Raw genomic sequence first — 23,019 nt, 5'->3', positions numbered from 1 at the left:
GACCGCCGTGGCGGGCGCGGCCGGATCTGACCCGGCGATGGCGGGTGGTCGGGCGGGGAACGTGGGGTGGTGCCGCGCGGCTCTGGACCCGGGCGGTCGGCCGCCCGGGTCCAGGGCCGCGCGGGGTCAGGCGTCGCGGCGCCTGAGCAGGAACGCCGCGACGGCCATCAGCGCGGCGGTCCAGGCGGCGAACACCCCGTAGCCCTGCCACGGGGTCAGCAGGTCGTCCTTGCCCTGGTGCGCCTGGGCGATCAGGTGGCCCGCCTCGGAGGGCAGGTAGGCGTGCACGTGGTCGCCGATGCTGCCGGGCAGCAGCTGGGCCAGCGGCGCGAGCACCAGCACGAACGCGATCACGCCGGTGATACCGCCGGCGGGGTGCCGGACGATCGCACCGACCGCGAGGGCGAACAGCCCGAGCATCGCCAGGTAGAGGCCGCCGCCGATGACGGCGCGCAGGACGCCGGGGTCGCCGATCGCCACCGGCGCCTTGCCGTGCAGGATCGCCGCGCCGATGAAGAACGACACGAACGACACCACGAGGCCGAAGACCAGCACGATCAGCGCGAACACGGTGGCCTTGGCCCAGAGCATCGGCAGCCGCCGGGGCACCGCGAGCAGGCTGGCGCGGATCATGCCGGTGGAGTACTCGGAGGCGATCACCAGCACGCCGAGGACGCAGACGGTCAGCTGGCTCAGCGAGAAGCCGCTGCCGAGGATGGTGCCGACCGGGTCGGCGACGACCCGCGCGCGGTCGCCGGCGTCGGCCTTGTCCCACTGCCCGACCGTGAGGCCCACGAACAGCGCGGTGAAGCCGAGGTCGAGCACCACCAGCAGGACGAGCGACCACAGCGTGGAGCGCACCGAGCGGATCTTGGTCCATTCGGCGAGCATCAGGCGGCCGAACCCGGGACGGGCGAACGAGCCGGGGTCGCTCGCGGGCTTGCGGGCGGGCGCGTCGGCGGCGGTCATCGCTTCTCCCCCTGCTCTGCGGGCGCGGTGCCCTCCGCGGGCGCGGCGCCGGCGCCGCCCGGCGGCGACGGCGGCGGGACGGCCGGCGCGTCCGGTCCGGCGGCGGCGCCGTACTCGACGCTGTCGCGGGTCAGTTCCATGAACGCCGCCTCGAGGGAGCCGCGGCGCGGCGTCAGCTCGTGCAGGACGGCGCCCTCGGCGGCGGCCAGTTCCCCGACGCGGGGCGCCTCCATGTGGGTGACGGTGAGGACGGTGTCGCCGTCCGGGGCGACCTTGGCGCCCTCGGCGGCGAGCACACCGGCGAGCCGGGCCGCGTCCGGGCTGCGGACGATCACCATCTTCTCGGTGCTGCGCTCGATGAACTCCTCGGTGGAGCAGTCGGCGATGAGCCGGCCGCGGCCGATGACGATGAGGTGGTCGGCGGTGACGGCCATCTCGTTCATCAGGTGGCTGGAGACGAACACGGTGCGGCCCTGCGCGGCGAGCCGCTGCATGAGGGTGCGGATCCAGACGATGCCCTCGGGGTCCAGGCCGTTGACGGGCTCGTCCAGGATCAGCACGGACGGGTCGCCGAGGAGCGCGGCCGCGATCCCGAGCCGCTGCCCCATGCCGAGGGAGAACCCGCCGGCGCGCTTGCGGGCGACGTCGGTGAGGCCGACGAGGTCGGCGACCTCGTCGACGCGGCGGCGCCCGATGCCCTGCGTCTGCGCCAGGCACAGCAGGTGGTTGTAGGCGCTTCGGCCGGTGTGCACGGCGCGGGCCTCCAGCAGCGCGCCGACCACCCGCATCGGGGCGGGGAGGTCGCGGTAGTGGCGGCCGGCGATGCGGGCGTCGCCGCGGGTGGGCCGGTCCAGGCCGAGCAGCAGCCGCATGGTCGTCGACTTCCCGGCGCCGTTGGGGCCGAGGAATCCCGTCACCCGTCCGGGGACGACGGTGAAGGACAGGTCGTCCACGGCGGTCTTGTCGCCGTAGCGCTTGGTGAGGTGCTCCGCCTCGATCATGCGCGCGTCCCGGGGGTCGGTTCCAGTGATCGGGATCACACTAGCGCGGGGGACGGCCCGCGCGGATCCTCCCGTGAGCCGATGCGCCTCCACCCCTGGTAGGGCATCGGGGGCGGCGGGCGGGGCCCGCGTACCGCGCGGGGAGCAGCCGTGGTCACTCCCGGCGCCGGACGCCTGAGCGGGCCCGTTCCGGGGAGGATGATCAGGACCCCCTGGAGGAGTGATGACCGCTGTGACCGATCCGCCCGCGCCGCCGCCCGGCGCGTCCGCCGCGCCGGCGCCGGAGCCCGCCGGGCGCCGCCGTCCGCGGCTGCGCAGGTGGGGGCGGCGGCTGCTGATCGCCGCGGTGGTGCTGCTGGCGGCGGTCACCGTGTTCTCCTTCGCCTACAACGCGGCGACGGCGGGCCGGGCGAAGCCCCCGGCCGGAGCGCTGTTCACCGAGGCGGACGGGGTCCGGACCCGCTACCGGGCATGGGGGACGAGCGGGACGCCGGTGGTGCTGGTGCACGGCGCGTTCGAGTCCGCCGACACGTGGGCGTCGGCCGCGCCGCTGCTGGCCGCCCGGCACCGCGTGTACGCGCTGGACCTGACCGGCTGGGGGTACAGCGAGCGGCGCGGCCCGTTCGACGCCGCGCACCAGGCCGCCCAGCTGCTCGGCTTCCTGGACGCGATGCACCTGGACCGGGCGACGCTGGTGGGGCACTCCAGCGGCGCCGGGGTGATCGTGGCGGCGGCGCTGCGGGAGCCGGGGCGGGTGTCCGGGCTGGTGTTCCTGGACGGCGACGCCCTCGACACCGGTGCCGGCTCCGGCTCCGACAAGCTGCGGTTCGTGCTGCGCGACCCGTACCGGACGACGGTGACCCGGCTGGTCGTCCGGTCGGACTGGGCGATCCGGACGCTCTACCGGGCGCAGTGCGGGCCGTCCTGCCCGCGCCTGGACGAGGCGGGCGTGGAGCAGTGGCGGCGCCCGTTCCAGATGCCGGGCGCGGAGGACGCGCTGTGGAACATGCAGGCGGTGGTGGGGCTTCCCGCGGGCCGGGTGGCGGAACTGAGCCGGGTGCGGGTGCCGAAGGCGGTGGTGTTCGGGGCGGACGACGACGTGTTCTCGCGCCGGTCGCCGTTCGAGACGGCGCGGCGGATCGGCGCCCCCTCCCCCGTGATCATCCCGGGCGCGCACCATCTGTCGCTGGTGTCGCATCCCCGGCAGGTGGCGGACGGGATCCTGGCGACGGCGCCCTGACCCCGGGAACGCCCGAGACGGCATCCGGCACAGCGGGTGTTCGACACGGCGGCGTCCGGCACGTCCCGGCACGGTGGCGTCCCGACACGGCGGCGGGCGCCCCCCCCGGGGGGGGGGGGGTGCCCCCCGGGCCGTGGCGGTCTCGGGGGTCAGGCGGCGACGCCGTCGGCGGCGTTGATGTCCTTGTGGAACCGCTTGTGCACGTAGAGGCGCTCGCCGAGCGAGTCGCAGCGCCACCACAGGCCGGAGGGCGGGCCGATCCGGGTGTGGCGGGGAAGCTCGCGCAGCACCTCGTTGACCGGCGTCATGCGCAGCCGCCCGGACCGGCACACCAGGATGCGCCGGTCGGTGACCACCACGACCCGGTAGGCGTTGGTGAACAGGATGATCCAGTACGACAGCAGGGCGAAGTACTGGCTGGTCGTCTGCGCTCCGAAGACGGCCTGGACGTTCTCGCCCGGCTGCAGGACGTGGGCCGCGTTGGCGCGCATCTTGTCGCGGATGGCCACGGGTGGGGACCTTTCTCGCGGAGCGCGTGGGCGGCCCGGCGGCCGCCGTCACGGCGCCGCACCGGCGGTCCCACTGCCCTCGGGGGTTGTCAGAGGCCTTGATTGTGCCACCACCGCCCCGACGTAGTGCGTCTTTTCGTGTCTTGACGCAATTTGCAGCGACGAATCCATACAGGTCGGGCCGGGCAGACGCGCCGGACCGGCGGCGGCGACCCGCGGCCGCCGCCGCCCGCGCCGCGACCGGGTTTATTGACGCCCTGCCAATAATTGCGGGAGGATGGCGGGAGGAACAGGCCGCCGACCCCGGGAGGCCCCGTGACCACCCCCCGCGCCTCGTCCGCGCCGGTGCCCTCCGGCGGCCTGCTCGCCGAGCGGCTCGCCGACCGGGACGTGCTGCGCACCCTCGCCGCCGAGCCGCTGGTCGGCCTCGGCGCCGGCCGCGCCCTGCTCATGCAGCTGGCGCACCCGGCGGTCGCGCGGGGCGTCGCCGAGCACAGCGACTTCGCCGAGCGGCCCCTCGCCCGGCTGTTCGGCACCCTGGACTTCCTGCTCGTCACCACGTTCGGGACGCCCGAGCAGGTCGGGCGGATCGCCGCGAAGGTCCGCGGCGTCCACACCGCCGTCCGCGGCGAGGGCTACTCGGGCAACGACCCGGACCTGCAGTTGTGGGTGAACGCCACCCTCATCGACTCCGCCCTGTACATCTACGAGCACGTCATGCGGCCCGGCGACGGCGAGCCCGACCTCGCCGAGGAGTACTACCGGCAGGCGCGGATCGTCGCGGAGGTCCTCGGCTGCCCCCTGGACGCCCAGCCGCCCGACCTGGCGGCGTTCCGCGCCTACATGGCCGAGACGGTGGCGTCGCTGGAGGTCACCGACACCGCCCGCGAGGTCGCCGCCGCCGTGCTGTACCCGCGCAAGCTGCGCGCCCTCGCGCCCGCGCTCGCGGTGTTCCGCCTCGTCACGACCGCGCTGCTGCCGGAGGCGCTGCGCGACCAGTACGGGCTGCCCTGGACCCACAACCGGCGCCGCGCCGCCGACCTGGTGCTGCGCACCGCCACCGACCTGCACCACCTCACCCCGGCGTTCCTGCGGCGCCCGCCGCGGCCGCTGCTGGTCCGGCTGGCCCGGCACCGCGTCGACCGCACCCTCGCCAGCCGCCGCGACCGCCGCCGGCGCGGCCGCCCCTGACCCTCCAGAGACCGCCGATGCTGGGCATCTACGCCGACCTGCCCTGGTCCTACGCGGCGGGCGCCGGCATCGCGCTGGCCGCCGCGCACCAGCTCCGCGGCGCCCGCCGCGCGACCGCGGCCGCCGCCCCGGACGCCCCGAACCCACCGGACGCACCGGCCGGGGACGCCGCCGAGCCGGTGCCGGGCCGGGCGCCGCGCGTCGAGGGCGCCACCGGAGGCCGCCACTTCGCCCTCGCGATGGCCTACAGCCTGCTGATCTTCGTCCCGACGAGCCTGTTCGTCACGGCGACGCACCCGCAGTGGGCGACGCTGCAGCAGGCCTCGCACCTCTCGCACGGCGCCCTGACGGCCCTGGCCGCTGGCGAGGCCGCACTGACCGCCGCCGGCTTCCTGATCACCCGCGGCCTCCTGGTCGCCGGGCGGATCCGGTGGGCGGCCTGCCAGGTGATCCTGGCGAACCTGCTGATGTTCCTGGCGGTCGTGCACGGCCCGGACGGCGACGGCTGGAAGCGGTTCCTGTCCACCGACCGGGCCGACTACCGGGCGTTCCCGCCGTTCCTGAACACCCGGGACCTCGGCGCGATCAGCGGCCACGTCGCGGACTTCCTCACCTCCGGCCTCGCCGCCGCCCTCTACGCCACCGGCGCCCTCGCGCTCGGCGCGCTCGGCCTGATCATGGGCGTGCTGCACCAGTTCGGGCTGACCGACGCCGGCGCCGACGGCCCCGGCCCGCTGCGCGCCGCGCTCGTCGCCGGGTTCGTCGGCGCCGGCGCGGCGATCGTCGCGGTGCTGACGTCGGCTCTGGTCGACGGGCTCGGCTGGGTCGCGCTCGCCGCGATCGTCCCCGTCCTCTGGGTCGCGATCATCGCGCGGGGCGCGTTCGCCGCCGTCGTCGCCGCCGACCTCGCGCTCCCCGCCGAGCAGGACGCCTGACCCGCCGCCTCCCGATCAGCCGCCCCCGATCAGCCGCGCCCCGATCAGCCGACGGAGGTGTACGCGACGACCCCGCGGCGCATCGCGTCCATCGCGCGGCGCGCCGTCTTGCGCAGGTGCGAGTTCTCCGGCGCGGCGTCGACGACCTGCCCGAGCAGGTCCAGCAGCTGCTTGACCGCGCGGACGAAGTCGCCGGCGGTCAGGTCGCTCTCCAGCAGCACCTCGTCGAGCTCGTCGCCCTTCGCCCACCGGTACGCCGTCCACGCGAACCCCAGGTCCGGCTCGCGCAGGAACGACACCCGGTTGTCGCGCTCGACGGCCTCCAGCTCGCCCCACAGCCGCACCATCGCCGCCAGCGCGTCCTGCGACGGGCCCGTCGGGGTGCGCGGCGGCGCCGCGTCGTCGGGCTGCCGCGACTCGTACACCAGCGCCGACACGCACGCGGCGAGCTCGGCGTGGTCGAGCTTGTCCCACAGCCCGGCGCGCAGGCTCTCCGCGGTCAGCAGGTCCAGTTCGTTGTAGATCCGGCCGAGGCGGCGGCCCTCGGCGGTGACGTCGTCGCCGTCGAGGTAGCCGAGCTGCTGCAGGACGGCGCAGACCCGGTCGAACGTCCGGGCGATCACCTGGGAGCGGCCTTCGACGCGGCGCCGCAGCTGCTCGGTCTCCCGGTCGAGGCGGTGGTACCGCTCGGCCCAGCGGGCGTGGTCCTCGCGCTTGTCGCAGCCGTGCACGGGATGGGCGCGCAGGTCGGCACGCAGCCGGGCGATCTCGGCGTCGTCGGCGGCGGCGTCACCGCGGGTGCGGCGCCGCTCCCGCACGTCGTCGGGCACCTTGTTGCGCAGCGTGGACGCCAGGTCGCGGCGGTCCTGCGGGTTGCGGGGGCTGAACGACTTCGGGATGCGGATCCGGTCGACGGGCTCCACCGCCCGCGGGAAGTCCTGGATGGACAGCCGCTGCACCGACCGGTTCACCGTCAGCACCAGCGGCGCGGGCCCGTCGGAGCGGCGCCCCACGCCCGGGTCCAGGACGACGGCGAGGCCCGACCGCCGCCCCGACGGCACCAGGATCACGTCGCCGGGCCGCAGGTGCTCCAGCGACTTCGCGGCCTCCGCGCGCCGCGCCGACGACCGCTCCCGGGACAGCTCCGCCTCCCGGTCCGACAGCCGCCGCCGCATCGCCGCGTACTCCATGAAGTCGCCGAGATGGCATTCGGCGGCCTTGGCGTACCCCTCCAGCGCCTCCTCGTTCTTGCGGACCTGCCGCGCCAGGCCCACCACGGCCCGGTCGGCCTGGAACTGCGCGAACGACTCCTCCAGCAGCGTCCGGGCCCGCTCGATCCCGACCGCGCCGACCAGGTTCACCGCCATGTTGTACGACGGCCGGAAGCTGGAGTTCAGCGGGTAGGTGCGGGTGCCGGCGAGGCCCGCGACCGACGCCGGCTCCACGCTCGGGCCCCACACCACCACGGCGTGGCCCTCCACGTCGATGCCGCGGCGCCCGGCCCGGCCCGTCAGCTGCGTGTACTCCCCCGGCGTCAGGTCGACGTGCGCCTCGCCGTTCCACTTGTCGAGCTTCTCGATCACCACGGTGCGGGCCGGCATGTTGATGCCGAGCGCGAGCGTCTCCGTCGCGAACACCGCCTTGATCAGCCCGCGGGTGAACAGCTCCTCGACGATCTCCTTGAACGTCGGCAGCATCCCCGCGTGGTGCGCGGCGACGCCCCGCTGCAGCGCCTCCAGGAAGTCGCCGTAGCCGAGGATCCGCAGGTCCTCCGGCGAGATGTCGGAGGTGCGCAGCTCCACGTGCGCGCGGATCTCCTCGGCCTCCTCCTTGGAGGTCAGCCGGATCCCCGCGTGCAGGCACTGCAGCACCGCCGCGTCGCAGCCGGCGCGGCTGAAGATGAACGTGATCGCCGGCAGCAGCCCCGCCCGGTCCAGCCGCTCGATCACGTCGGGGCGGGCCGGCGGCCGGAACCGCTGCGGGCGCGGCGCCCGGCGGCGGCCGGTGCGGCGCCCCTGGTTGACCTTGGCGCGCCGGACCTCCTCCACCGCCATCCGCGTCAGCTGCGGGTTCAGCCGGGCCTGCCGGTCCTTGCCCTTGCCGGTGTCGACGAACAGGTCGTACAGCCGCGTCCCCACCAGCATGTGCTGGAACAGCGGGACGGGCCGGTGCTCGTCCACGATCACCGCGGTGTCGCCGCGGACCTCGTGCAGCCACTCGCCGAACTCCTCGGCGTTGGACACCGTCGCCGACAGCGCCACGATCCGCACCGAGTCCGGAACGTGGATGATCACCTCTTCCCAGACGGCGCCGCGGAACCGGTCGGCGAGGTAGTGCACCTCGTCCATCACCACGAACGCCAGCCCCGCCAGGGTCGGCGACTGCGCGTACAGCATGTTCCGCAGCACCTCCGTGGTCATCACCACGATCGGCGCCTCGCCGTTGACGCTGTTGTCGCCGGTGAGCAGCCCCACCTTCTCCGGGCCGTAGCGGCGGACGAGGTCGGCGTACTTCTGGTTCGACAGCGCCTTGATCGGCGTGGTGTAGAAGCACTTGGTGCCGCCGGTGAGCGCCAGGTGGACCGCGAACTCCCCGACGACGGTCTTGCCGGAACCGGTGGGCGCCGCGACCAGCACGCCGCTGCCGCCCTCCAGCGCCCGGCACGCCTCGATCTGGAACGCGTCCAGCTCGAAGTCGTACAGGGTGCGGAAGTCCAGCAGGGCAGGGCCGTTCCCTGCGGTGCGCGCGCGGTAGGCCGCGTACCGCCCGGCCGGGCTGTCCGCGGCCTGCGCGGTGTCGGGGGAGGTCATGACATCGAGCCTACGGTTTCGACCGGCCCGTTTCCCAATTCGGGACGCCTTTTCCCACGCGTCCCTCGAAGACGCACGCGCAACGGGCCGCGCAGGGCCGGGAGACGGTCAGCGGGCGCGGCCGCCGCCCTCCAACTCCGCGTCGATCGCCTCCAGGTCCAGGGGCGACGCCTCGTCGTCGGACAGCTCCGCGTCGGGATCGGGCCTGCGGACCTTGCGGCGGTCGTGGAAGAACGCCAGCACCTCGGCGATCTCGAACAGCACCACCGTCGGCACCGCCAGCGCCAGCATCGTGAACGGGTCCTGGCTGGGCGTGGCGACCGCCGCGAACACGAACACCCCGAACACGATCAGCCGCCGCGACTTGCGGATCCGCTCGTGGGTGAGGACCCCGGCCAGGTTCAGCATCACCACGAACAGCGGCAGCTCGAACGTCAGACCGAAGATCAGCAGCATCGCCTGGGCGTACCCCAGGTAGTCCTGGATGCCGACCAGCACCTTGGTGTCGCCCGGCGCGAGCCCGATGAAGATCTTCAGGCCCTTGTCCATCGTCAGGTACGCCAGCGCGGCGCCCGCGAGGAACAGCGGGACCGCCGCGCCCATGAACGTGTACGTCCAGCGGCGCTCCCGCTTGTACAGCCCCGGCGCCACGAACGCCCAGATCTGGTACAGCCAGATCGGCGACGACAGCACCGCGCCGACGATCAGCGCGACCTTCAGGTGCACGAAGAACCCGTCGAAGATCCCGTGGACCACCAGGTCGCACTCGCCGCCCAGGCAGTGCTCCTGCGGGATCCGCGTGTAGGGCTTCTGCAGGAACTTCCAGATCGGGTCGAACAGCAGCCACGCGACGATCCCCCCGGCCACGAGCCCGAGAATCGCCTTGATCAACCGGTTGCGCAGCTCACGCAGGTGTTCCATGAGCGGCATGCGGCCGTCGGGCGCGGTGTTCTGCCTGGGCTTCATGACGGGCTTTCGGGCTCGGTTCGGCTGGGGGTGTGCGACCTGGTCGGGCTGGTCAGCCCTGGCGCATCCGGCCCGGGTCCGACACCGGCACGCCCTCGATCGGCTCACCGGACGCCAGCGCGCCCCGGCTGCGCTGCCCGCCCTCGGCGGCGGCCGCCTCGCGCTCCAGCCGCGCCGCCTCCTCGCGCAGCCGCGCCGCCTTGTCCCGCGCTTCCGACGACGGCTCGGCGGCGGCCGGGGCGTCCTTGGCGTCCTCGGAACCGTCGTCGTGCAGGCCCTTGGTCTCGGCCTTCAGGATCCGCGCCGACTTGCCCAGCGACCGGGCGAGCTGGGGGAGCTTCGCCGATCCGAACAGCAGCAGTACGACCACCAGAATGATCAGAATCTCGGGCGTACCCAGTCCAGCCATGACAATCCTCTTCAGCAGGGGTCCTCAGGACGATCGTACGCCGTCCTGGGGCGCTTGTGGCACTCGTGCGTCCTGGAGTTCGGACAGTTCATCGCGCAACGCCGACTGTTTGGGCGCCAGCCGCCGCCTGGTGCGCTCCAGTTCACGCCCGAACCGCCGAACGCCCAGGTACACGCGGAACGCGCACCAGGCGAGCACGGCCAGGCCGACGAAGCCCAGCGACACCGACACTCCAACCCACGACACGCCCGCCACGGTAGCCGATCTCCCGGCGCGGCGCCCCACCGGCACGGCCCGAGCGCGCCATCGCCCGCACCCGCCGAGGCCCGGGGCTCGCGGAAGCGCGGACGGTCACGCCATCCCGTACAGCGCCAGCGCGCGGGACGCGTCGTCGCGGACGTCCTCGGCCAGCGCCTCCGGCGACACCACCCGGCCCTGGTCGCCCAGCCGCAGCGCAAGACCCCGCACCCACCGCGTGTCCGGCGTGCGCAGCACCACCCGCAGCCGCCCCTCCCCGAGCTCCTCCACGCTCTCGCACGGGTAGTAGTCGGCCACCCACCGGCCGCGCGCCGTCAGCTCCAGCGTCACCGCCACGTCCTGCGGCGACGGCCGGAACAGCCCGGCGTCCACGTCGATCGGCTCCGCCTCCTCGGGCACCTCCGCCGGCACGTCCAGCACCGTCAGATCGAAGATCCGGTCCAGCTTGAACAGCCGCACCGCCTCCGCGCGGCGGCACCACCCCTCCAGGTAGGTGTTGCCCTCCACCACCAGCAGCCGCATCGGGTCCACGTCCCGCTCGGTGTTCTCGTCCCGCGCCGGCACGTAGTACCGCAGATGGACGCGGCGGCCCTGCGCGATCGCGTCCCGCAGCGTCCCGAGGCCCGTGCGCGCCGAGTCCGCCGACCCGCCCCGCGCGTCGACCTCCACGGCCACCTTGCTCGACACCGCCGCCGCGGCGCCCGCCGCCGACTCCAGCTTCGCGATCACCCGCGACAGCGCGTCCCGGTCGTGCAGGTCCGGGATGCCCGCCAGCATCCGCAGCGCCACCAGCAGCGCCGACGCCTCGTCCACCTTCAGCCGCAGCGGCCGCGCGATCGACTCCGCCTCCGCCACCGTGATCTCCCCGCCCTCGTAGGACAGGTCGATCGGGCAGTACGGGTCCGGCGCGCGCAGCTCCACGCACCACAGCAGGTTCAGGTCGTCGATCAGCTGCTTCTCGGTCACCCCGAACGCCGCCGCCGCCTCGCCGAGCAGCACCGAGTCCCGGTTCACCACGTACGGCACCAGCGCCAGCAGCCGCGCCAGCCGGTCCGTCGACGTCGTCGCCGGCGCCTTCGCGGCCTTCACCGGCGCTTTCACCGGCGCCTTGCCCGTCCTCGCGTTCATCGCCCCGCTCACCCCAGCACCGACTTCAGCTGCTGGATGACCGCCTCCCGCAGGTCCGGCGGATCCAGCACCACCACGTCATCGGCGAACCGCGCCAGGTACGGCGCGAACCGCTCCACGTCACGGAAGGTCAGGACGGCCTCGTCCCACTCCCCGTCCCCCACCGGGCGCACGTCCCGCGCCCACCGCCGCGGCCCCTGCGCCGCGCCGGCCCGCAGCCGCACCGTCGCCGGCCGCGGCTCGGTCACCGGGTCGCCCCAGTCGAACGCGATCTTCCGCACGTCCACCCCGTCCGGGACGGTCACCGACCCGTCCGGGCCGTCCGGCGCCACCTCGCCGACGATGCGGCTCAGCCGGAACACCCGCTCCTCGTCGCGGTCCCGGTCGAACCCCACCACGTACCAGCGGCCCCGCCGCGACACCACGCCCCACGGCTCCAGGTGCCGCCGCGCCACCGACGTCCGGCCGATCCCCTGGTAGTCGAACGCCACCGGACGGCCGTCGCGGACCGCCTCCCACAGCGCCGGGAACGCCGGATCGCCGGTGTTCACCCGCGGCTCCACCCCCACCGCCGTGGCCACGTCCGTCTCCACCCCGGCCGCCCGCAGCTTCAGCAGGGCGCCGGAGGCGGCCTCCGCCATGCTCGCGCGCTGCCACACCCGCGCCGCCAGCCCCAGCACCGCCGCCTCGTCCGGCGTCAGATGGATGTCGGGCAGCTCGTAGGCCTGCGGCGGGATCCGGTACCCGATCTCCTCGCCGCCGCCGCCCTGCTGGTCGCTGCCCACCTCCAGCGGCACGCCCAGCTCGCGCAACTCCTCCTTGTCGCGCTCGAACATCCGCTTGAACGCCTCGTCGGAGTCCGGGTAGCCCGGCACCGCCCGCCGGATCTGCTCGGCGGTCAGATAGCGCCGGGTGGCGAGCAGGCAGACCACCAGATTCAGCAGGCGCTCGGTCTTGCGCCGCGACACTTCGCCACCAACCCCTTCCGCGGAGCCTCCGCTCCGCCCCTCCGCTCCGCGACCTCCGGCGGCCCCGGCCGGGCCGACGGCCCGATCACGCCCCCGCCCGTCGCCCAGGACGCTACCGTTTCCCGGTGTGATCCGATGGCGCAAAGGCACAGTAGAGGGCATCCGCCGCGAATGGCCGGGGGCGGTCGAACTCGACGTCGTGATCGGGGACGACGGCGCGCACCGCGCACTGGCCTACCCCGACCTGGTCGGACGCCCCGAACCCGGCGACACCGTCCTGCTCAACACTACGGCCTTGGCGCTGGGCCTCGGCACCGGCGGCTACGCCATGGTCGTCGCCGTCCCCGACCGGCTCCCGCCCGACCCGACCGGCCCCGGCCACCTCGTCAAGGCCCGCTACACGCCCCTGCAGGCCACCGTCCTCGGCGCCGACGAGCAGGACTCCCCGCACCACGAGACGCTCCGCGACGCCGACTCCCTCGGCGGCATGCCCGTCGTCGTCGCCGACCTGCACTCCGCGCTCGCGCCGATCCTCGCCGGCCTGCTCGCCGCGCGCCCCGGCGCCCGGATCGTCTACCTCATGCCGGACGGCGGCGCGCTGCCGTCCTGGTTCTCCATGTCCATCGCCCGCCTCAAGGACGCCGGCGCCCTCGCCGCCACCGTCACCGCGGGGCAGGCGTTCGGCGGCGACCTGGAGGCCGTCACCGTCCACACCGGCCTCCTCGCGGCCCGGCTGGTCCTGGACGCCGACGCCGTCGTCCTCGCCCAGGGCCCCGGCAACCTCGGCACCGGCACGAAATGGGGCTTCTCCGGCGTCTCGGCGGGCGAGGCCGTCAACGCCGCCTCCATCCTGGACGGACGGCCCGTCGCGTCCCTGCGGGTCAGCGAGGGCGACAAGCGGGAACGCCACATCGGCGTCTCCCACCACTCCCTCACCGCCTACGGCCGCGTCGCCCTCGCCCGCGCCGACGTCCCCGTCCCGGAACTCGGCGGCGCGTTCGGCGCCCGCGTCGCGGCCGAGGCCGCCCCGCTCGGCGACCGCCACGCCCTCGTCCCCGTCCCCGTCGACGGCCTCCACGACACGCTCAGGGCCGCGGAGAAGGACTGGGGCGTCCGCCTGTCCACCATGGGCCGCCGCCTCGACGAGGACCTCGCCTACTTCCTCACGGCCGCCGCCGCCGGCCGCCACACCGCCGCCCTCCTCGGCTGACCGCCGCGGGGCCGGCGGACGCCCTCACAGCACCGCCGGCTCCGCGCCCGCGGCCCCCTTCTCCTCAGGGCCCGCCGTCGCCTCAGCGGCCTCGTGCGCCGCGGCCTCCTCGGCCGTGTACGACGACGAGAACGTGAACGCGCGGGGCGACGGCCCCTGCGCGCGCAGCAGGTCCAGCCGCTCCAGCGCCTCCTCCACCGTCGGGACGTACCCCGCCGGGATCCACCACAGCACCATGTGCGCCTCGACGTGGCGCCGGAACCACTCGCGGCGCCGCCGCAGCGTCTCCAGGTGCGCGGTGCGGTAGACGAAGTCCCACAGGGCCTCCTGCGACTCCCACACCGAGTAGTTGATGATCACGTCCTCGCCGGCGGGGCGCATCCCCGTGGCGTCCGCCCGCCCCTCCTCGACCAGCCGCCACACGAACCCCGGGGCGCCGTCGGCGAGCGCGTTCACCGGGTCGAGCATCGCCACGAAGTCCGCGGTCCGCGGGTCGTCGAGCGGGTACCGGAGCGTGCCCACGTTGAACTGGGCGAGGTGGAAGCCGGCGCGAAGATCCTCTTGAGCGGTCATGGCGTCACTCCACCACGCCCGCCGCTTCTATGTCAATCCTCATTGTTTTTAGAGGGTTCGGCCACCACGCAGCACCACCCCGGCCGCGCGTCCATCCGCACCCGCACCCCCTCCGAGCCCTCCACCAGCCCCTCCAGCAGCGCCAGGTTCATCCCGCACACCAGCGGCGGGAACCGCTCCGCCACCGCGTGGAACGGGCAATTGCGCATCCGTAGCACCGCCCCACCGCCCTCACCGCCGCGCTCGGCGGCCCCGCCGTCCTCGGCGTCCTCGGCGTCCTCGAGGACCGGCTCGTACCCGCGCTCCTCCAGCACCTTCGCCAACGCGTCCAGATCACCGCACGGCGCCCCGGCCGCCAGCGCCGCACCCTCACGCCGCGCCGCCTCCCGCACCTCCCGATCCAGCCCCGCCCGCTCCGCCGCCTCCGCCAGCAGACCCGCCGCCGTCCCGTAATCCCGCGCGGGCAACGACACCCCGCGCTCCACCGCCGACCGCCGGTACACCTTCGCCGGACGCCCCGCCCCCGGCCCCGAACGCCCCGACAACCGCCGGCTCCCCGCCTCCAGCAGCCCCCCGTCCACCAGCTTGTCCAGATGGAACGCCGCCAGCGTCCGCCCCACCCCCGCGGCCTCCGCCGCCTCGTTCCGCCCCACCTCGCGGCCCCGGCCCACCACGAACTCGTACAACCGCCGCCGCACCGGATCCTGCAGCAGCGCCACCGCCTCGATGTCCTCCACCCCGCCATTCTAAGAACAGCGCGGATAGACCATAGAAACGCCGACGGCCGCCGCCGGAGAAGACAAGCCCCCGGCGACGGCCGACCAACGAACTCAGATCAATGCGCGCCCAGCAGATCCACCACGAACACCAGCGTGTCCGACCCCCGGATCCCGTACTGCGCCAACCCCTTCGACCCGTACCCCAGCGACGGCGGCACCACCAGCAGCAACCGGCTCCCCACCCGCTGCCCCAGCAACGCCTGATCCCAGCCCTTCATCACCTGACCCGTCCCCACCACCACACCGAACGGATGCCCCGCCGACCACGACGAATTGAACACCCGCCCATCACGCCAGAAATACCCCGCGTACTGCGTCGCCAGCAGCTGCCCCTTCCGCAGCACCGGCCCATCCCCCCGCACCAGCGTCCGCACCTGCAACCTCTTCGGCGCCGCCGCCTTCGGCACCGTCACCACCGGCGCCTGCCCCGCCGGCGCGTCCGACACCCTCGGCAACGACGGATCGTCCAACGGCGCCTGCTTCACCCCGTGCGGCCCCGCCTTCCCCGAATACACCCCCAGCACGTCCAGCACGTACACCAGCGTGTCCCCCGACCCCACCTGATGCCGCGCGTCACCCGCCGCCCCGAACCCGTCCTTCGGCGGAATCCGCGCCACCACCCGCGACCCCGCCCGCGCCCCCTCCAACGCCTTCACCAGACCCGGCACCAGCTGCCACGTCGAGAAGAACCCCGGACGCCCCTCCGCATAACTGCTCGCCAGCAGCTTCTTCCCCGACTTGTTCCAGCGGTACCCCACATAGTCCGCCATCACCAGATCACCCTTGCGGGCCGCCGTCCCCTTCCCCTCCTTCAGCGTCTTCACCGCCAGCGACCCGTCCGGACCGCCCTTCGGGAACGACACCTCCGGCAGACGCCCGAACGCGCCCTTCACCGACACCTTCACGTCCGAACCGGACGAACACCCCGCCACCAGCGGCACGGCCACCACGGCGACAGCGGGCAAAGCGACGACACGACGGAGAACACGACGGCGCATACGGGTCCTTCGAGGGGTGATGAGCGCTGCTGCGCGCTCACCCTACCCCCCAAGTGACCAGCCGGTAGCCCACACCACGCGAGTCGCACCGGCACCACCCGCCCCGGACGCCGCCGCCCCCGCGACGGCCCCCGGAACCGGCGTCACATCCCCGCGATCAGCTTGTCCACCCGCTCGTCCACCGACCGGAACGGATCCTTGCACAGCACCGTCCGCTGCGCCTGATCGTTCAACTTCAGATGCACCCAGTCCACCGTGAAATCACGCCGCTTCTCCTGCGCCTTCCGGATGAACTCCCCCCGCAGCCGCGCCCGCGTCGTCTGCGGCGGCACCGACTTCGCCTCGAAGATGTCCAGATCCCGCGACACCCGCTCCACCGACCCCCGCTTCTCCAGCAGGTAGTACAACCCCCGATCACGATGCACATCGTGATACGTCAGATCCAGCTGAGCCACCCGCGGCGACGACAACGGCAGATCGTACTTCCGCCGGTACCGCTCGATCAGCTTGTACTTCATCACCCAGTCGATCTCCCGCGACACCAGATCCAGATCGCCCGTCTCCACCGCCCGCAGCGTCCGCTCCCACAGATCCAGCACCCGCTTCGCCGTCGCGTCCCCGCCCCGCGAGTCCACGAAGTCCCGCGCCTTCCCGAAGTACTCCTTCTGGATCTCCAGCGAACTCGCCTCGCGCCCGTTCGCCAACCGCACCTTCCGCCGCCCCGTCATGTCGTGACTGACCTCCCGGATCGCCCGGATCGGGTTCTCCAGCGTCAGATCACGCATCACCACCCCCGCCTCCACCATCCGCAGCACCAGGTCGGTCGCCCCGACCTTCAGCAGCATCGTCGCCTCGCTCATGTTCGAGTCACCGACGATCACATGCAGCCGCCGGAACCGCTCCGCGTCCGCATGCGGCTCATCCCGCGTATTGATGATCGGACGCGACCGCGTCGTCGCCGACGACACGCCCTCCCAGATGTGCTCCGCCCGCTGCGACACGCAGTACACCGCACCCCGCGGCGTCTGCAGCACCTTCCCCGCACCACAGATGATCTGCCGCGTCACCAGGTACGGGATCAGCACGTCCGCGAGCCGCCCGAACTCGCCATGCCGCCCCACCAGGTAGTTCTCGTGGCAGCCGTAGGAGTTCCCCGCCGAATCCGTGTTGTTCTTGAACAGGTAGATGTCACCGGCGATGCCCTCCTCGCGCAACCGCCGCTCCGCATCCACCAGCAGACCCTCCAGGATCCGCTCCCCCGCCTTGTCATGCGTCACCAGATCCACGACGCTGTCGCACTCCGGCGTCGCGTACTCCGGATGGCTCCCCACATCCAGATAGAGCCGCGCACCATTGCGCAGGAACACGTTGCTGCTCCGGCCCCAGGACACCACCCTGCGGAACAGATAGCGCGCCACCTCGTCCGGTGACAACCGCCGCTGACCGCGGAAGGTGCAAGTGACGCCGTACTCGTTCTCAAGCCCGAAGATGCGCCTGTCCACACCAAGACCCTATGCGGCCCGGCCCCGACTTGGCAGTCTCAAAAGCCCACCGTTTCCCCCACGAAACAAACCCGCCGCGGCCGGACGGCACCACACCACCCGGCCACGACGGGCCAAACTCACCCCGGCGCCACAATCCCCCGGCGCCGCCGACAGCGCGTCAGTCCTCCCCGCCGTCCTCCACCACATCGTCCACATCGTCCACCGACGGCCCCGCCTTGCCCGCCGACGACACCCCCGGCGACCCCGAACCCGAACCGCCGTCACCCGCCGCCAGCAACTCCTCGATCCGCCGCGCCGGCAACCGCCGGAACAACCGGTGCTCCCGGTTCCGGTCCAGCACCGCCACCTCCAGCGACTTCGCCTCCAGCCGCCGATCCGAGTCCTGCGCCTCCAGAGCCCGCACCGCCGTCCGCAGCGCCACCTCCAGCGACGCCCCCTCCTCGTAGCCGTCCTTCAGCGCCTGCGCGACCGACTCCGTCTGACCCCCCATCGCCACATAACCGTGCTCGTCCGCCACCGACCCGTCGAACGTCAGCCGGTAGATCTGGTCCGTGTCCGCGTCCTCGCCCACCTCCGCGACGACCAACTCCACCTCGTACGGCTTGTTCGTCTCCGTGAAGATCGTCCCCAGCGACTGCGCGTACACGTTCGCCAGACCCCGTGCCGTCACATCACGACGGTCGTACTGGTACCCGTTGATGTCCGCGTACCGGACCCCGCCCAGCCGCAGATTCTCGAACTCGTTGTACTTCCCCACCGCCGCGAACGCGATCCGGTCATAGATCTCACTGATCTTGTGCAGCGCACGCGACGGATTGTCCGCCACGAACAGGATGCCGTCGTCGTACTGCAGCACCACGACACTGCGGCCACGCGCGATCCCCTTGCGCGCATAGTCCGCCTTGTCCTTCATCTGCTGTTCGGGCGACACATAGAACGGCATGGACACCGGTCGGATCCCTTCTATCGCAGCGGGGCGGTCGGACCGCCCGGCGAGTCGTAACGTCCATCCACGACGGCCTGCGCCAACGCGCCCACCTCGTCCTCACCCAGCCGGCGGTACCCCTCCGACGTCACCGACGCCACCACCGGGAAGATCCGACGCGTCAGATCGGGGCCGCCCGTCGCCGAATCGTCGTCGGCCGCGTCGTACAGCGCCTGCACGCACGCCAGCGCCGCGTCCTCCGCCGACAGATCCGCCCGGTACAGCTTCTTCAGCGCACCCCGCGCGAACACCGACCCCGAACCGATCGAGTGGAAGTCCCGCTCCTCGTACCGGCCGCCCGCCGGATCGTAGGAGAAGATCCGCCCCCCGTCCCGCTCCTCGTCATAGCCCGCGAACAGCGGCACCACCGCCAGCCCCTGCATCGCCATCGCCAGGTTCTGCCGCACCATCGTCGCCAGCCGGTTCGCCTTGCCCTCCACCGACAGCGTCCGGCCCTCGCGCTTCTCGTAATGCTCCAGCTCCACCTGGAACAGCCGGACCATCTCGATCCCGATCCCGGCCGTCCCCGCGATCGCGATCGCCGAGAACTCGTCCGCCCGGAACACCTTCTCGATGTCCCGCTGCGCGATCACGTTCCCCGCCGTCGCCCGCCGGTCCCCCGCCATCACCACCCCGCCGGGGAAGCTCACCGCGACGATCGTCGTCCCATGCGGGATCTCATCCCCCACCGGCGACGCCGGCACCGTGCGCCGACCCGGCAGCAACTCCGGCGAGTACACCCCCAGGAACTCCGTGAACGAAGACGTATCCGGGCTCGTGAACAGCCCCGGCAGACGTCCGGTGTGCGAATCGTGGGACGCCACGCGACTCCCTTCCCTCCACCAGGCGCCGGTGACCCTCGCATACCCCACCGGCGCAGACTCCTACGACCCTACTGTTCAACCCTCACCCGGCGCATGCCGCGTGATCCACCACCACGTAAGCCCACGGCGAACCTTCCCCGCGAAAGCCCGTCCACCCGCACATAACGCGCGCGCACGGCAACCCGGCCGTGCGCGCGTGTCGCCCCCGCTCCGTACTCCTGGGGCGACCCCTGGGGCGGTCAGGAGTAGACGAACGCGCCGTCCTCGTCCGACCCGACCCACGTCGGCATGTCGAGCTCCTCGTCGAACGGCAGCGTCTCCTTGCGGAACCTGCCGTCCTCCTCCCAGAGCTCCTTCCAGCCGCCCTTCGGCACCGTCGTGGGATCGACGTCCGGCACCGTCAACGACAACCGCGTCCCGCCGTCCGCCGTGGGAACCGTCCGCACGAGCCGCCCCTCCACATAGTCCGCAGCCCGACGAAGGGCGATGGGGTCGTCGCGCAGCTGCCCCATGCCCGTGTTGCAGCCCGAACACGCGAGCCCACGCACCATCCCCGTGCCGTGGTCATGGTCGACGTGCTTCGCCGGTTGGTCGGCGCAGATGGCGCAGAGGCCGACCTGCAGCTTCAGGAGCCACTTGGCGTCCTCGTCGTTGATCCCGTACTTCTGCCGCAGGTGGTAGTGCCGCGCCGACTGCGAGCTGTCCCCGCGCGTCCGCCAGAAGGGGTCCCACCGGACACGATCAGGCCCTCCGAAGACCGGAGCGCCGATCTCGATCCGCATCCGCCGCGCATGTGAGCCGCGCAACTCGAGGTAGTCCGCCGCCAGGCGGAGCACGGCGGGGTCGTCGTGGAACTGGCCGAGCCCGCCGTTGCACTTGAAGCAGAGGATCCGGCGGACCAGGCCCGTGAGATGGCTGTGGTCGACGTGCTTCGCCGGCGCCCGGAGGCAGATGACGCAGACGCCGCCCTGCTCGGCGACCATCCGCTCCACCTCCTGCTCGGTCACCCCATAGCGGAGCTTGAGCATGTAGTTGCGCTGGCCGCCGTGCTTCTCCCTCTTGTGCTCGGCGATCACCTGATTGTGGCAGGGCTTGCAGTAGGTGGAGAGACCGGACTTTCGAGAGCGGTTGCTCCCGAACTCGTCGACGTCCTTGACCGTTTCGCACCGAGGGCAGTATTTCGTCCCGTCGGGGTCCTTGCGGCGCCTGCGATAAGGCCGCATCGTCTTCCCGAGACGCTCCTGCTTCCTGCGCTTCGAAGCCGCATTTCGCAGGCCGAAGCACTCCCTGCAGTACAGGGCGAGGCCGTCCGCGGACGCGGCCCGCTTGAAGAAGTCCGTGGCGGGCTTTGTCCTGCCGCAGTCGCGACACTTCTTATGAGACATGGGCGAGACATTACCTGCCCGCCCATGCCTTTGAATCGAGTATTCGAATATTTGCTCGTCCGAAGAATTACCGACTTCGCACCGTGGGCGACATGTCCGTTTTATTCACTGACCGCCCTTTTGCACGAAACCCCTTACGAATTCCTCTGCGTTCTCTTCGAGAACTTCGTCAATTTCGTCCAGAATGGAATCGACGTCGTCGGTGAGCTTCTCCTGCCGCTCCTGGACGTCTTCGGTGGTCGTGGCCTCGGTCTCCTCGACCTCTTCCGTGCGCCGGGTGGTCTGCTTCTGACCGCCGGTGTCCTTCGTGGCCATTCCGTACCTCCGCTTCTTGCCGGTACCCCGACCCTATCTCCGATCTTCGTAGACGAGCGGATCTTATGGTCCGTTTCGTCCGATCGCTCTAGGCGTCGGGGGCCTGATCCGGTTATCGCCCGTCCGCAGACCCGTGAAACAGGCAAAGCGGTCACGAAACCGCGACATCGCCCGTCACCGCAGGTCAGCACGGGGACGCCGCTCGATAGTCGCACTATCCAACGGGCGCCGTCCAAGATCCGGACGGCGCCCGCGTGTCAGCCCCTCGGAGGGGCTCTGCTCAGCTCTGGCCGGTCAGCGTGGCCACCAGCTCGGCGGCGGTGCGGCAGCGGTCCAGCAGGGCCCCCACGTGCTGCTTGGTGCCGCGGAGCGGCTCCAGGGTCGGGACGCGCTGGAGCGACTCGCGGCCGGGGACGTCGAAGATGACCGAGTCCCAGGAGGCGGCCGCCACGGAGTCGGCGTACTGCCGCAGGCAGCGGCCGCGGAAGTAGGCGCGGGTGTCCTCGGGCGGGTCGTCGATGGCGTGCTCGACCTCGTCCTCGGTGATGAGGTGCTCGACGCGGTCGCGGGACGCCAGGCGGTTGTAGAGGCCCTTGTCGGGCCGGATGTCGGCGTACTGGAGGTCGACGAGCTGGAGGCGGGGGTGGGACCAGTCGATGCCGTCACGGCTGCGGTAGCCCTCGAGGAGGGCGAGCTTGGCGACCCAGTCGAGCTCGCGGGACAGCTGCATGGGGTCGTCGCCGAGGCGGTGCAGGACGGACTCCCAGCGGTCCAGGACGTCCTTGGTCATCTCGTCGACGTCGGCGCCGTAGCGGTCCTCGACGTACTTGCGGGACTGCTCGAGGTACTCCATCTGGAGCTGGACGGCGGTCATCTTGCGGCCGTCGCGGAGGGTGAGCAGGTGCTTGCAGGACGGGTCGTGGGAGACGGCGCGCAGGGCGGCGACGGGCATGTCGACGGACAGGTCGACGGTGAGGAAGCCGTCCTCGATCATGGCGAGGACGAGGGAGGTGGTGCCGAGCTTGAGGTAGGTGGACAGCTCGGCCATGTTGGCGTCGCCGATGATGACGTGCAGGCGCCGGTACTTCTCGGGGTCGGCGTGGGGTTCGTCCCGGGTGTTGATGATGGGGCGCTTGAGGGTGGTCTCGAGGCCGACCTCGACTTCGAAGAAGTCGGCGCGCTGGCTGATCTGGAAGCCGTCGCCGCGTCCGTCGACGCCGATGCCGACGCGGCCGGCGCCGCAGACGACCTGGCGGGAGACGAAGAAGGGGGTGAGGTGCCGGACGATGTCGGCGAAGGGGGTCTCGCGGCGCATGAGGTAGTTCTCATGGCAGCCGTAGGAGGCGCCCTTGTTGTCGGTGTTGTTCTTGTAGAGCTGGATGGGGTGGGTGCCGGGGACCATGGCGGCGCGGGCGGCGGCGTCGGCCATGACGCGTTCGCCGGCCTTGTCCCAGATGACGGCGTCCCGGGGGTTGGTGCATTCGGGCGCGGAGTACTCGGGGTGGGCGTGGTCGACGTAGAGCCGGGCGCCGTTGGTGAGGATGATGTTGGCGAGGCCGAGGTCCTCGTCGGTGAGCTGGGTGGGGTCGGCGACCTCGCGGGCGAGGTCGAAGCCGCGGGCGTCGCGGAGGGGGTTCTCCTCTTCGAAGTCCCAGCGGGCCCTGCGGGCCCGTGCGGCCGATGCCGCGAGGTAGGCGTTGACGACCTGGCTGGAGGTCACCATCGCGTTGGCCCCTGGCTGCCCGGGTACGGAGATGCCGTACTCGGTCTCGATGCCCATCACCCGCCGAACACTCATATCGTCGAGCCTATCGGGGCCGGGAGGGTGGAGCCATGGGGCCGGTCTTTCCCGGGGCGTGTCGGGGTGGTTGGCGGGGTGTGGAACGGCAGGCGGCGGCCGCCCCGGGGGGGGGGGGGCCCCCCCGGGCCCGGCGGGCCCCCCCCCCCCCGGCGCCCCCCGGGGCGGCCCCCCCCCCGGGCGCCCCCCCGCCCCCCCGGGCCCCCCCACGAAGCTGCCGCCGCCGCGGCCGCGCCGGGTCTCGATCAGCCCCTGCTGACGCA

Annotated in this window: 22 protein-coding genes; 4 read left to right on the top strand and 18 right to left on the bottom strand. The window is 72.6% G+C overall.

The window, feature by feature from the left end:
- Positions 1-126 precede the first annotated feature (126 nt).
- Together ABT299_RS24760 and ABT299_RS24755 are read right to left on the bottom strand one after the other, a co-directional pair.
- Positions 127-969: an ABC transporter permease family protein gene (locus tag ABT299_RS24760; RefSeq protein ID WP_190857151.1), complete on the bottom strand. Its 843-nt coding sequence runs from the start codon at positions 967-969 to the stop codon at positions 127-129.
- Entirely contained in the window at positions 966-1,970 is a 1,005-nt protein-coding gene (locus tag ABT299_RS24755; RefSeq protein ID WP_387018192.1) for an ABC transporter ATP-binding protein, read from the bottom strand. Before ABT299_RS24755 ends, ABT299_RS24760 begins: the two co-directional genes overlap by 4 nt.
- Positions 1,971-2,193: 223 nt before the next feature.
- Between ABT299_RS24755 and ABT299_RS24750 the strand changes: the two genes are divergently transcribed.
- Entirely contained in the window at positions 2,194-3,210 is a 1,017-nt protein-coding gene (locus ABT299_RS24750) for an alpha/beta fold hydrolase (protein WP_500252129.1), read from the top strand.
- 149 nt (positions 3,211-3,359) lie between these two features.
- On the opposite strand, the gene ABT299_RS24745 is transcribed toward ABT299_RS24750, so the two are convergent.
- Positions 3,360-3,719, bottom strand: a complete 360-nt coding sequence (locus ABT299_RS24745) for a hypothetical protein (RefSeq protein WP_190857158.1) — start codon at positions 3,717-3,719, stop codon at positions 3,360-3,362.
- Positions 3,720-4,034: 315 nt separating this feature from the next.
- Between ABT299_RS24745 and ABT299_RS24740 the strand changes: the two genes are divergently transcribed.
- Entirely contained in the window at positions 4,035-4,910 is an 876-nt protein-coding gene (locus tag ABT299_RS24740; protein WP_500252128.1) for an oxygenase MpaB family protein, read from the top strand.
- 17 nt (positions 4,911-4,927) lie between these two features.
- Positions 4,928-5,845 (top strand): hypothetical protein, encoded by a 918-nt coding sequence (locus ABT299_RS24735; protein WP_500252127.1) that lies wholly within the window; start codon positions 4,928-4,930, stop codon positions 5,843-5,845.
- Between the two features lie 44 nt (positions 5,846-5,889).
- Here ABT299_RS24735 and ABT299_RS24730 read toward each other — a convergent pair whose 3' ends face one another.
- From ABT299_RS24730 to ABT299_RS24705, 6 genes are all read right to left on the bottom strand, one after another.
- On the bottom strand, positions 5,890-8,655 hold the full coding sequence (locus ABT299_RS24730) for a DEAD/DEAH box helicase (RefSeq protein ID WP_190857162.1): 2,766 nt from the start codon (positions 8,653-8,655) through the stop codon (positions 5,890-5,892).
- Positions 8,656-8,763: 108 nt separating this feature from the next.
- Entirely contained in the window at positions 8,764-9,585 is an 822-nt protein-coding gene (gene tatC / locus ABT299_RS24725; RefSeq protein ID WP_206699992.1) for a twin-arginine translocase subunit TatC, read from the bottom strand.
- An 88-nt stretch (positions 9,586-9,673) separates the two neighbouring features.
- Positions 9,674-10,030, bottom strand: coding sequence for a Sec-independent protein translocase subunit TatA (tatA, locus tag ABT299_RS24720; protein ID WP_190857166.1), 357 nt, complete (start codon positions 10,028-10,030; stop codon positions 9,674-9,676).
- Positions 10,031-10,054: 24 nt separating this feature from the next.
- On the bottom strand, positions 10,055-10,276 hold the full coding sequence (locus tag ABT299_RS24715) for a hypothetical protein (protein ID WP_347256729.1): 222 nt from the start codon (positions 10,274-10,276) through the stop codon (positions 10,055-10,057).
- A 105-nt stretch (positions 10,277-10,381) separates the two neighbouring features.
- Positions 10,382-11,416, bottom strand: a complete 1,035-nt coding sequence (locus tag ABT299_RS24710; RefSeq protein ID WP_500252126.1) for a helix-turn-helix transcriptional regulator — start codon at positions 11,414-11,416, stop codon at positions 10,382-10,384.
- Positions 11,417-11,424: 8 nt separating this feature from the next.
- Positions 11,425-12,384 carry a WYL domain-containing protein gene (locus ABT299_RS24705; RefSeq protein WP_190857172.1) on the bottom strand — a complete coding sequence of 320 codons (960 nt, stop codon included), beginning with the start codon at positions 12,382-12,384 and terminating at the stop codon, positions 11,425-11,427.
- A gap of 127 nt (positions 12,385-12,511) precedes the next feature.
- Between ABT299_RS24705 and ABT299_RS24700 the strand changes: the two genes are divergently transcribed.
- Positions 12,512-13,594, top strand: a complete 1,083-nt coding sequence (locus tag ABT299_RS24700; RefSeq protein ID WP_190857174.1) for a DUF3866 family protein — start codon at positions 12,512-12,514, stop codon at positions 13,592-13,594.
- Positions 13,595-13,618: 24 nt separating this feature from the next.
- Here ABT299_RS24700 and ABT299_RS24695 read toward each other — a convergent pair whose 3' ends face one another.
- The 9 genes from ABT299_RS24695 to dop all read right to left on the bottom strand — a co-directional run bounded on the left by ABT299_RS24695 (position 13,619) and on the right by dop (position 22,756).
- The gene (locus tag ABT299_RS24695) at positions 13,619-14,167 is read right to left on the bottom strand and encodes a DUF3291 domain-containing protein (RefSeq protein ID WP_500252125.1); all 549 of its coding nucleotides are present in this window, start codon (positions 14,165-14,167) and stop codon (positions 13,619-13,621) included.
- 32 nt (positions 14,168-14,199) lie between these two features.
- A complete protein-coding gene (locus ABT299_RS24690) occupies positions 14,200-14,904 on the bottom strand; it encodes a helix-turn-helix transcriptional regulator (RefSeq protein WP_500252124.1) in 705 nt (234 codons plus the stop codon).
- A gap of 98 nt (positions 14,905-15,002) precedes the next feature.
- Positions 15,003-15,911, bottom strand: a complete 909-nt coding sequence (locus ABT299_RS24685; RefSeq protein ID WP_500252123.1) for an FKBP-type peptidyl-prolyl cis-trans isomerase — start codon at positions 15,909-15,911, stop codon at positions 15,003-15,005.
- 176 nt (positions 15,912-16,087) lie between these two features.
- The gene (gene pafA, locus ABT299_RS24680) at positions 16,088-17,446 is read right to left on the bottom strand and encodes a Pup--protein ligase (RefSeq protein WP_151592999.1); all 1,359 of its coding nucleotides are present in this window, start codon (positions 17,444-17,446) and stop codon (positions 16,088-16,090) included.
- Positions 17,447-17,606: 160 nt separating this feature from the next.
- A complete protein-coding gene (gene prcA, locus ABT299_RS24675) occupies positions 17,607-18,392 on the bottom strand; it encodes a proteasome subunit alpha (RefSeq protein ID WP_241755663.1) in 786 nt (261 codons plus the stop codon).
- Between the two features lie 20 nt (positions 18,393-18,412).
- The gene (gene prcB / locus ABT299_RS24670) at positions 18,413-19,258 is read right to left on the bottom strand and encodes a proteasome subunit beta (protein ID WP_190857182.1); all 846 of its coding nucleotides are present in this window, start codon (positions 19,256-19,258) and stop codon (positions 18,413-18,415) included.
- A gap of 239 nt (positions 19,259-19,497) precedes the next feature.
- A complete protein-coding gene (locus ABT299_RS24665) occupies positions 19,498-20,643 on the bottom strand; it encodes an endonuclease VII domain-containing protein (RefSeq protein ID WP_500252122.1) in 1,146 nt (381 codons plus the stop codon).
- A gap of 105 nt (positions 20,644-20,748) precedes the next feature.
- The gene (locus ABT299_RS24660) at positions 20,749-20,958 is read right to left on the bottom strand and encodes a ubiquitin-like protein Pup (RefSeq protein WP_067638008.1); all 210 of its coding nucleotides are present in this window, start codon (positions 20,956-20,958) and stop codon (positions 20,749-20,751) included.
- 280 nt (positions 20,959-21,238) lie between these two features.
- Positions 21,239-22,756, bottom strand: a complete 1,518-nt coding sequence (gene dop, locus ABT299_RS24655; protein WP_387018158.1) for a depupylase/deamidase Dop — start codon at positions 22,754-22,756, stop codon at positions 21,239-21,241.
- Positions 22,757-23,019 lie beyond the last annotated feature (263 nt).

Source organism: Spirillospora sp. NPDC000708, from assembly GCF_040299565.1.
GTDB lineage: Bacteria > Actinomycetota > Actinomycetes > Streptosporangiales > Streptosporangiaceae > Spirillospora.
This window is presented reverse-complemented; position numbering and strand designations above follow the sequence as displayed.

Coding starts and splice junctions, on each gene's coding strand:
- tatA (WP_190857166.1), bottom strand. CDS start 10,030: ATGGCTGGACTGGGTACGCCCGAGATTCTGATCATTCTGGTGGTCGTA.
- ABT299_RS24760 (WP_190857151.1), bottom strand. CDS start 969: ATGACCGCCGCCGACGCGCCCGCCCGCAAGCCCGCGAGCGACCCCGGC.
- ABT299_RS24730 (WP_190857162.1), bottom strand. CDS start 8,655: ATGACCTCCCCCGACACCGCGCAGGCCGCGGACAGCCCGGCCGGGCGG.
- prcA (WP_241755663.1), bottom strand. CDS start 18,392: ATGCCGTTCTATGTGTCGCCCGAACAGCAGATGAAGGACAAGGCGGAC.
- tatC (WP_206699992.1), bottom strand. CDS start 9,585: ATGCCGCTCATGGAACACCTGCGTGAGCTGCGCAACCGGTTGATCAAG.
- dop (WP_387018158.1), bottom strand. CDS start 22,756: ATGAGTGTTCGGCGGGTGATGGGCATCGAGACCGAGTACGGCATCTCC.
- ABT299_RS24735 (WP_500252127.1), top strand. CDS start 4,928: ATGCTGGGCATCTACGCCGACCTGCCCTGGTCCTACGCGGCGGGCGCC.
- ABT299_RS24750 (WP_500252129.1), top strand. CDS start 2,194: ATGACCGCTGTGACCGATCCGCCCGCGCCGCCGCCCGGCGCGTCCGCC.
- ABT299_RS24710 (WP_500252126.1), bottom strand. CDS start 11,416: ATGAACGCGAGGACGGGCAAGGCGCCGGTGAAAGCGCCGGTGAAGGCC.
- ABT299_RS24695 (WP_500252125.1), bottom strand. CDS start 14,167: ATGACCGCTCAAGAGGATCTTCGCGCCGGCTTCCACCTCGCCCAGTTC.
- ABT299_RS24660 (WP_067638008.1), bottom strand. CDS start 20,958: ATGGCCACGAAGGACACCGGCGGTCAGAAGCAGACCACCCGGCGCACG.
- ABT299_RS24665 (WP_500252122.1), bottom strand. CDS start 20,643: ATGTCTCATAAGAAGTGTCGCGACTGCGGCAGGACAAAGCCCGCCACG.
- ABT299_RS24755 (WP_387018192.1), bottom strand. CDS start 1,970: ATGATCGAGGCGGAGCACCTCACCAAGCGCTACGGCGACAAGACCGCC.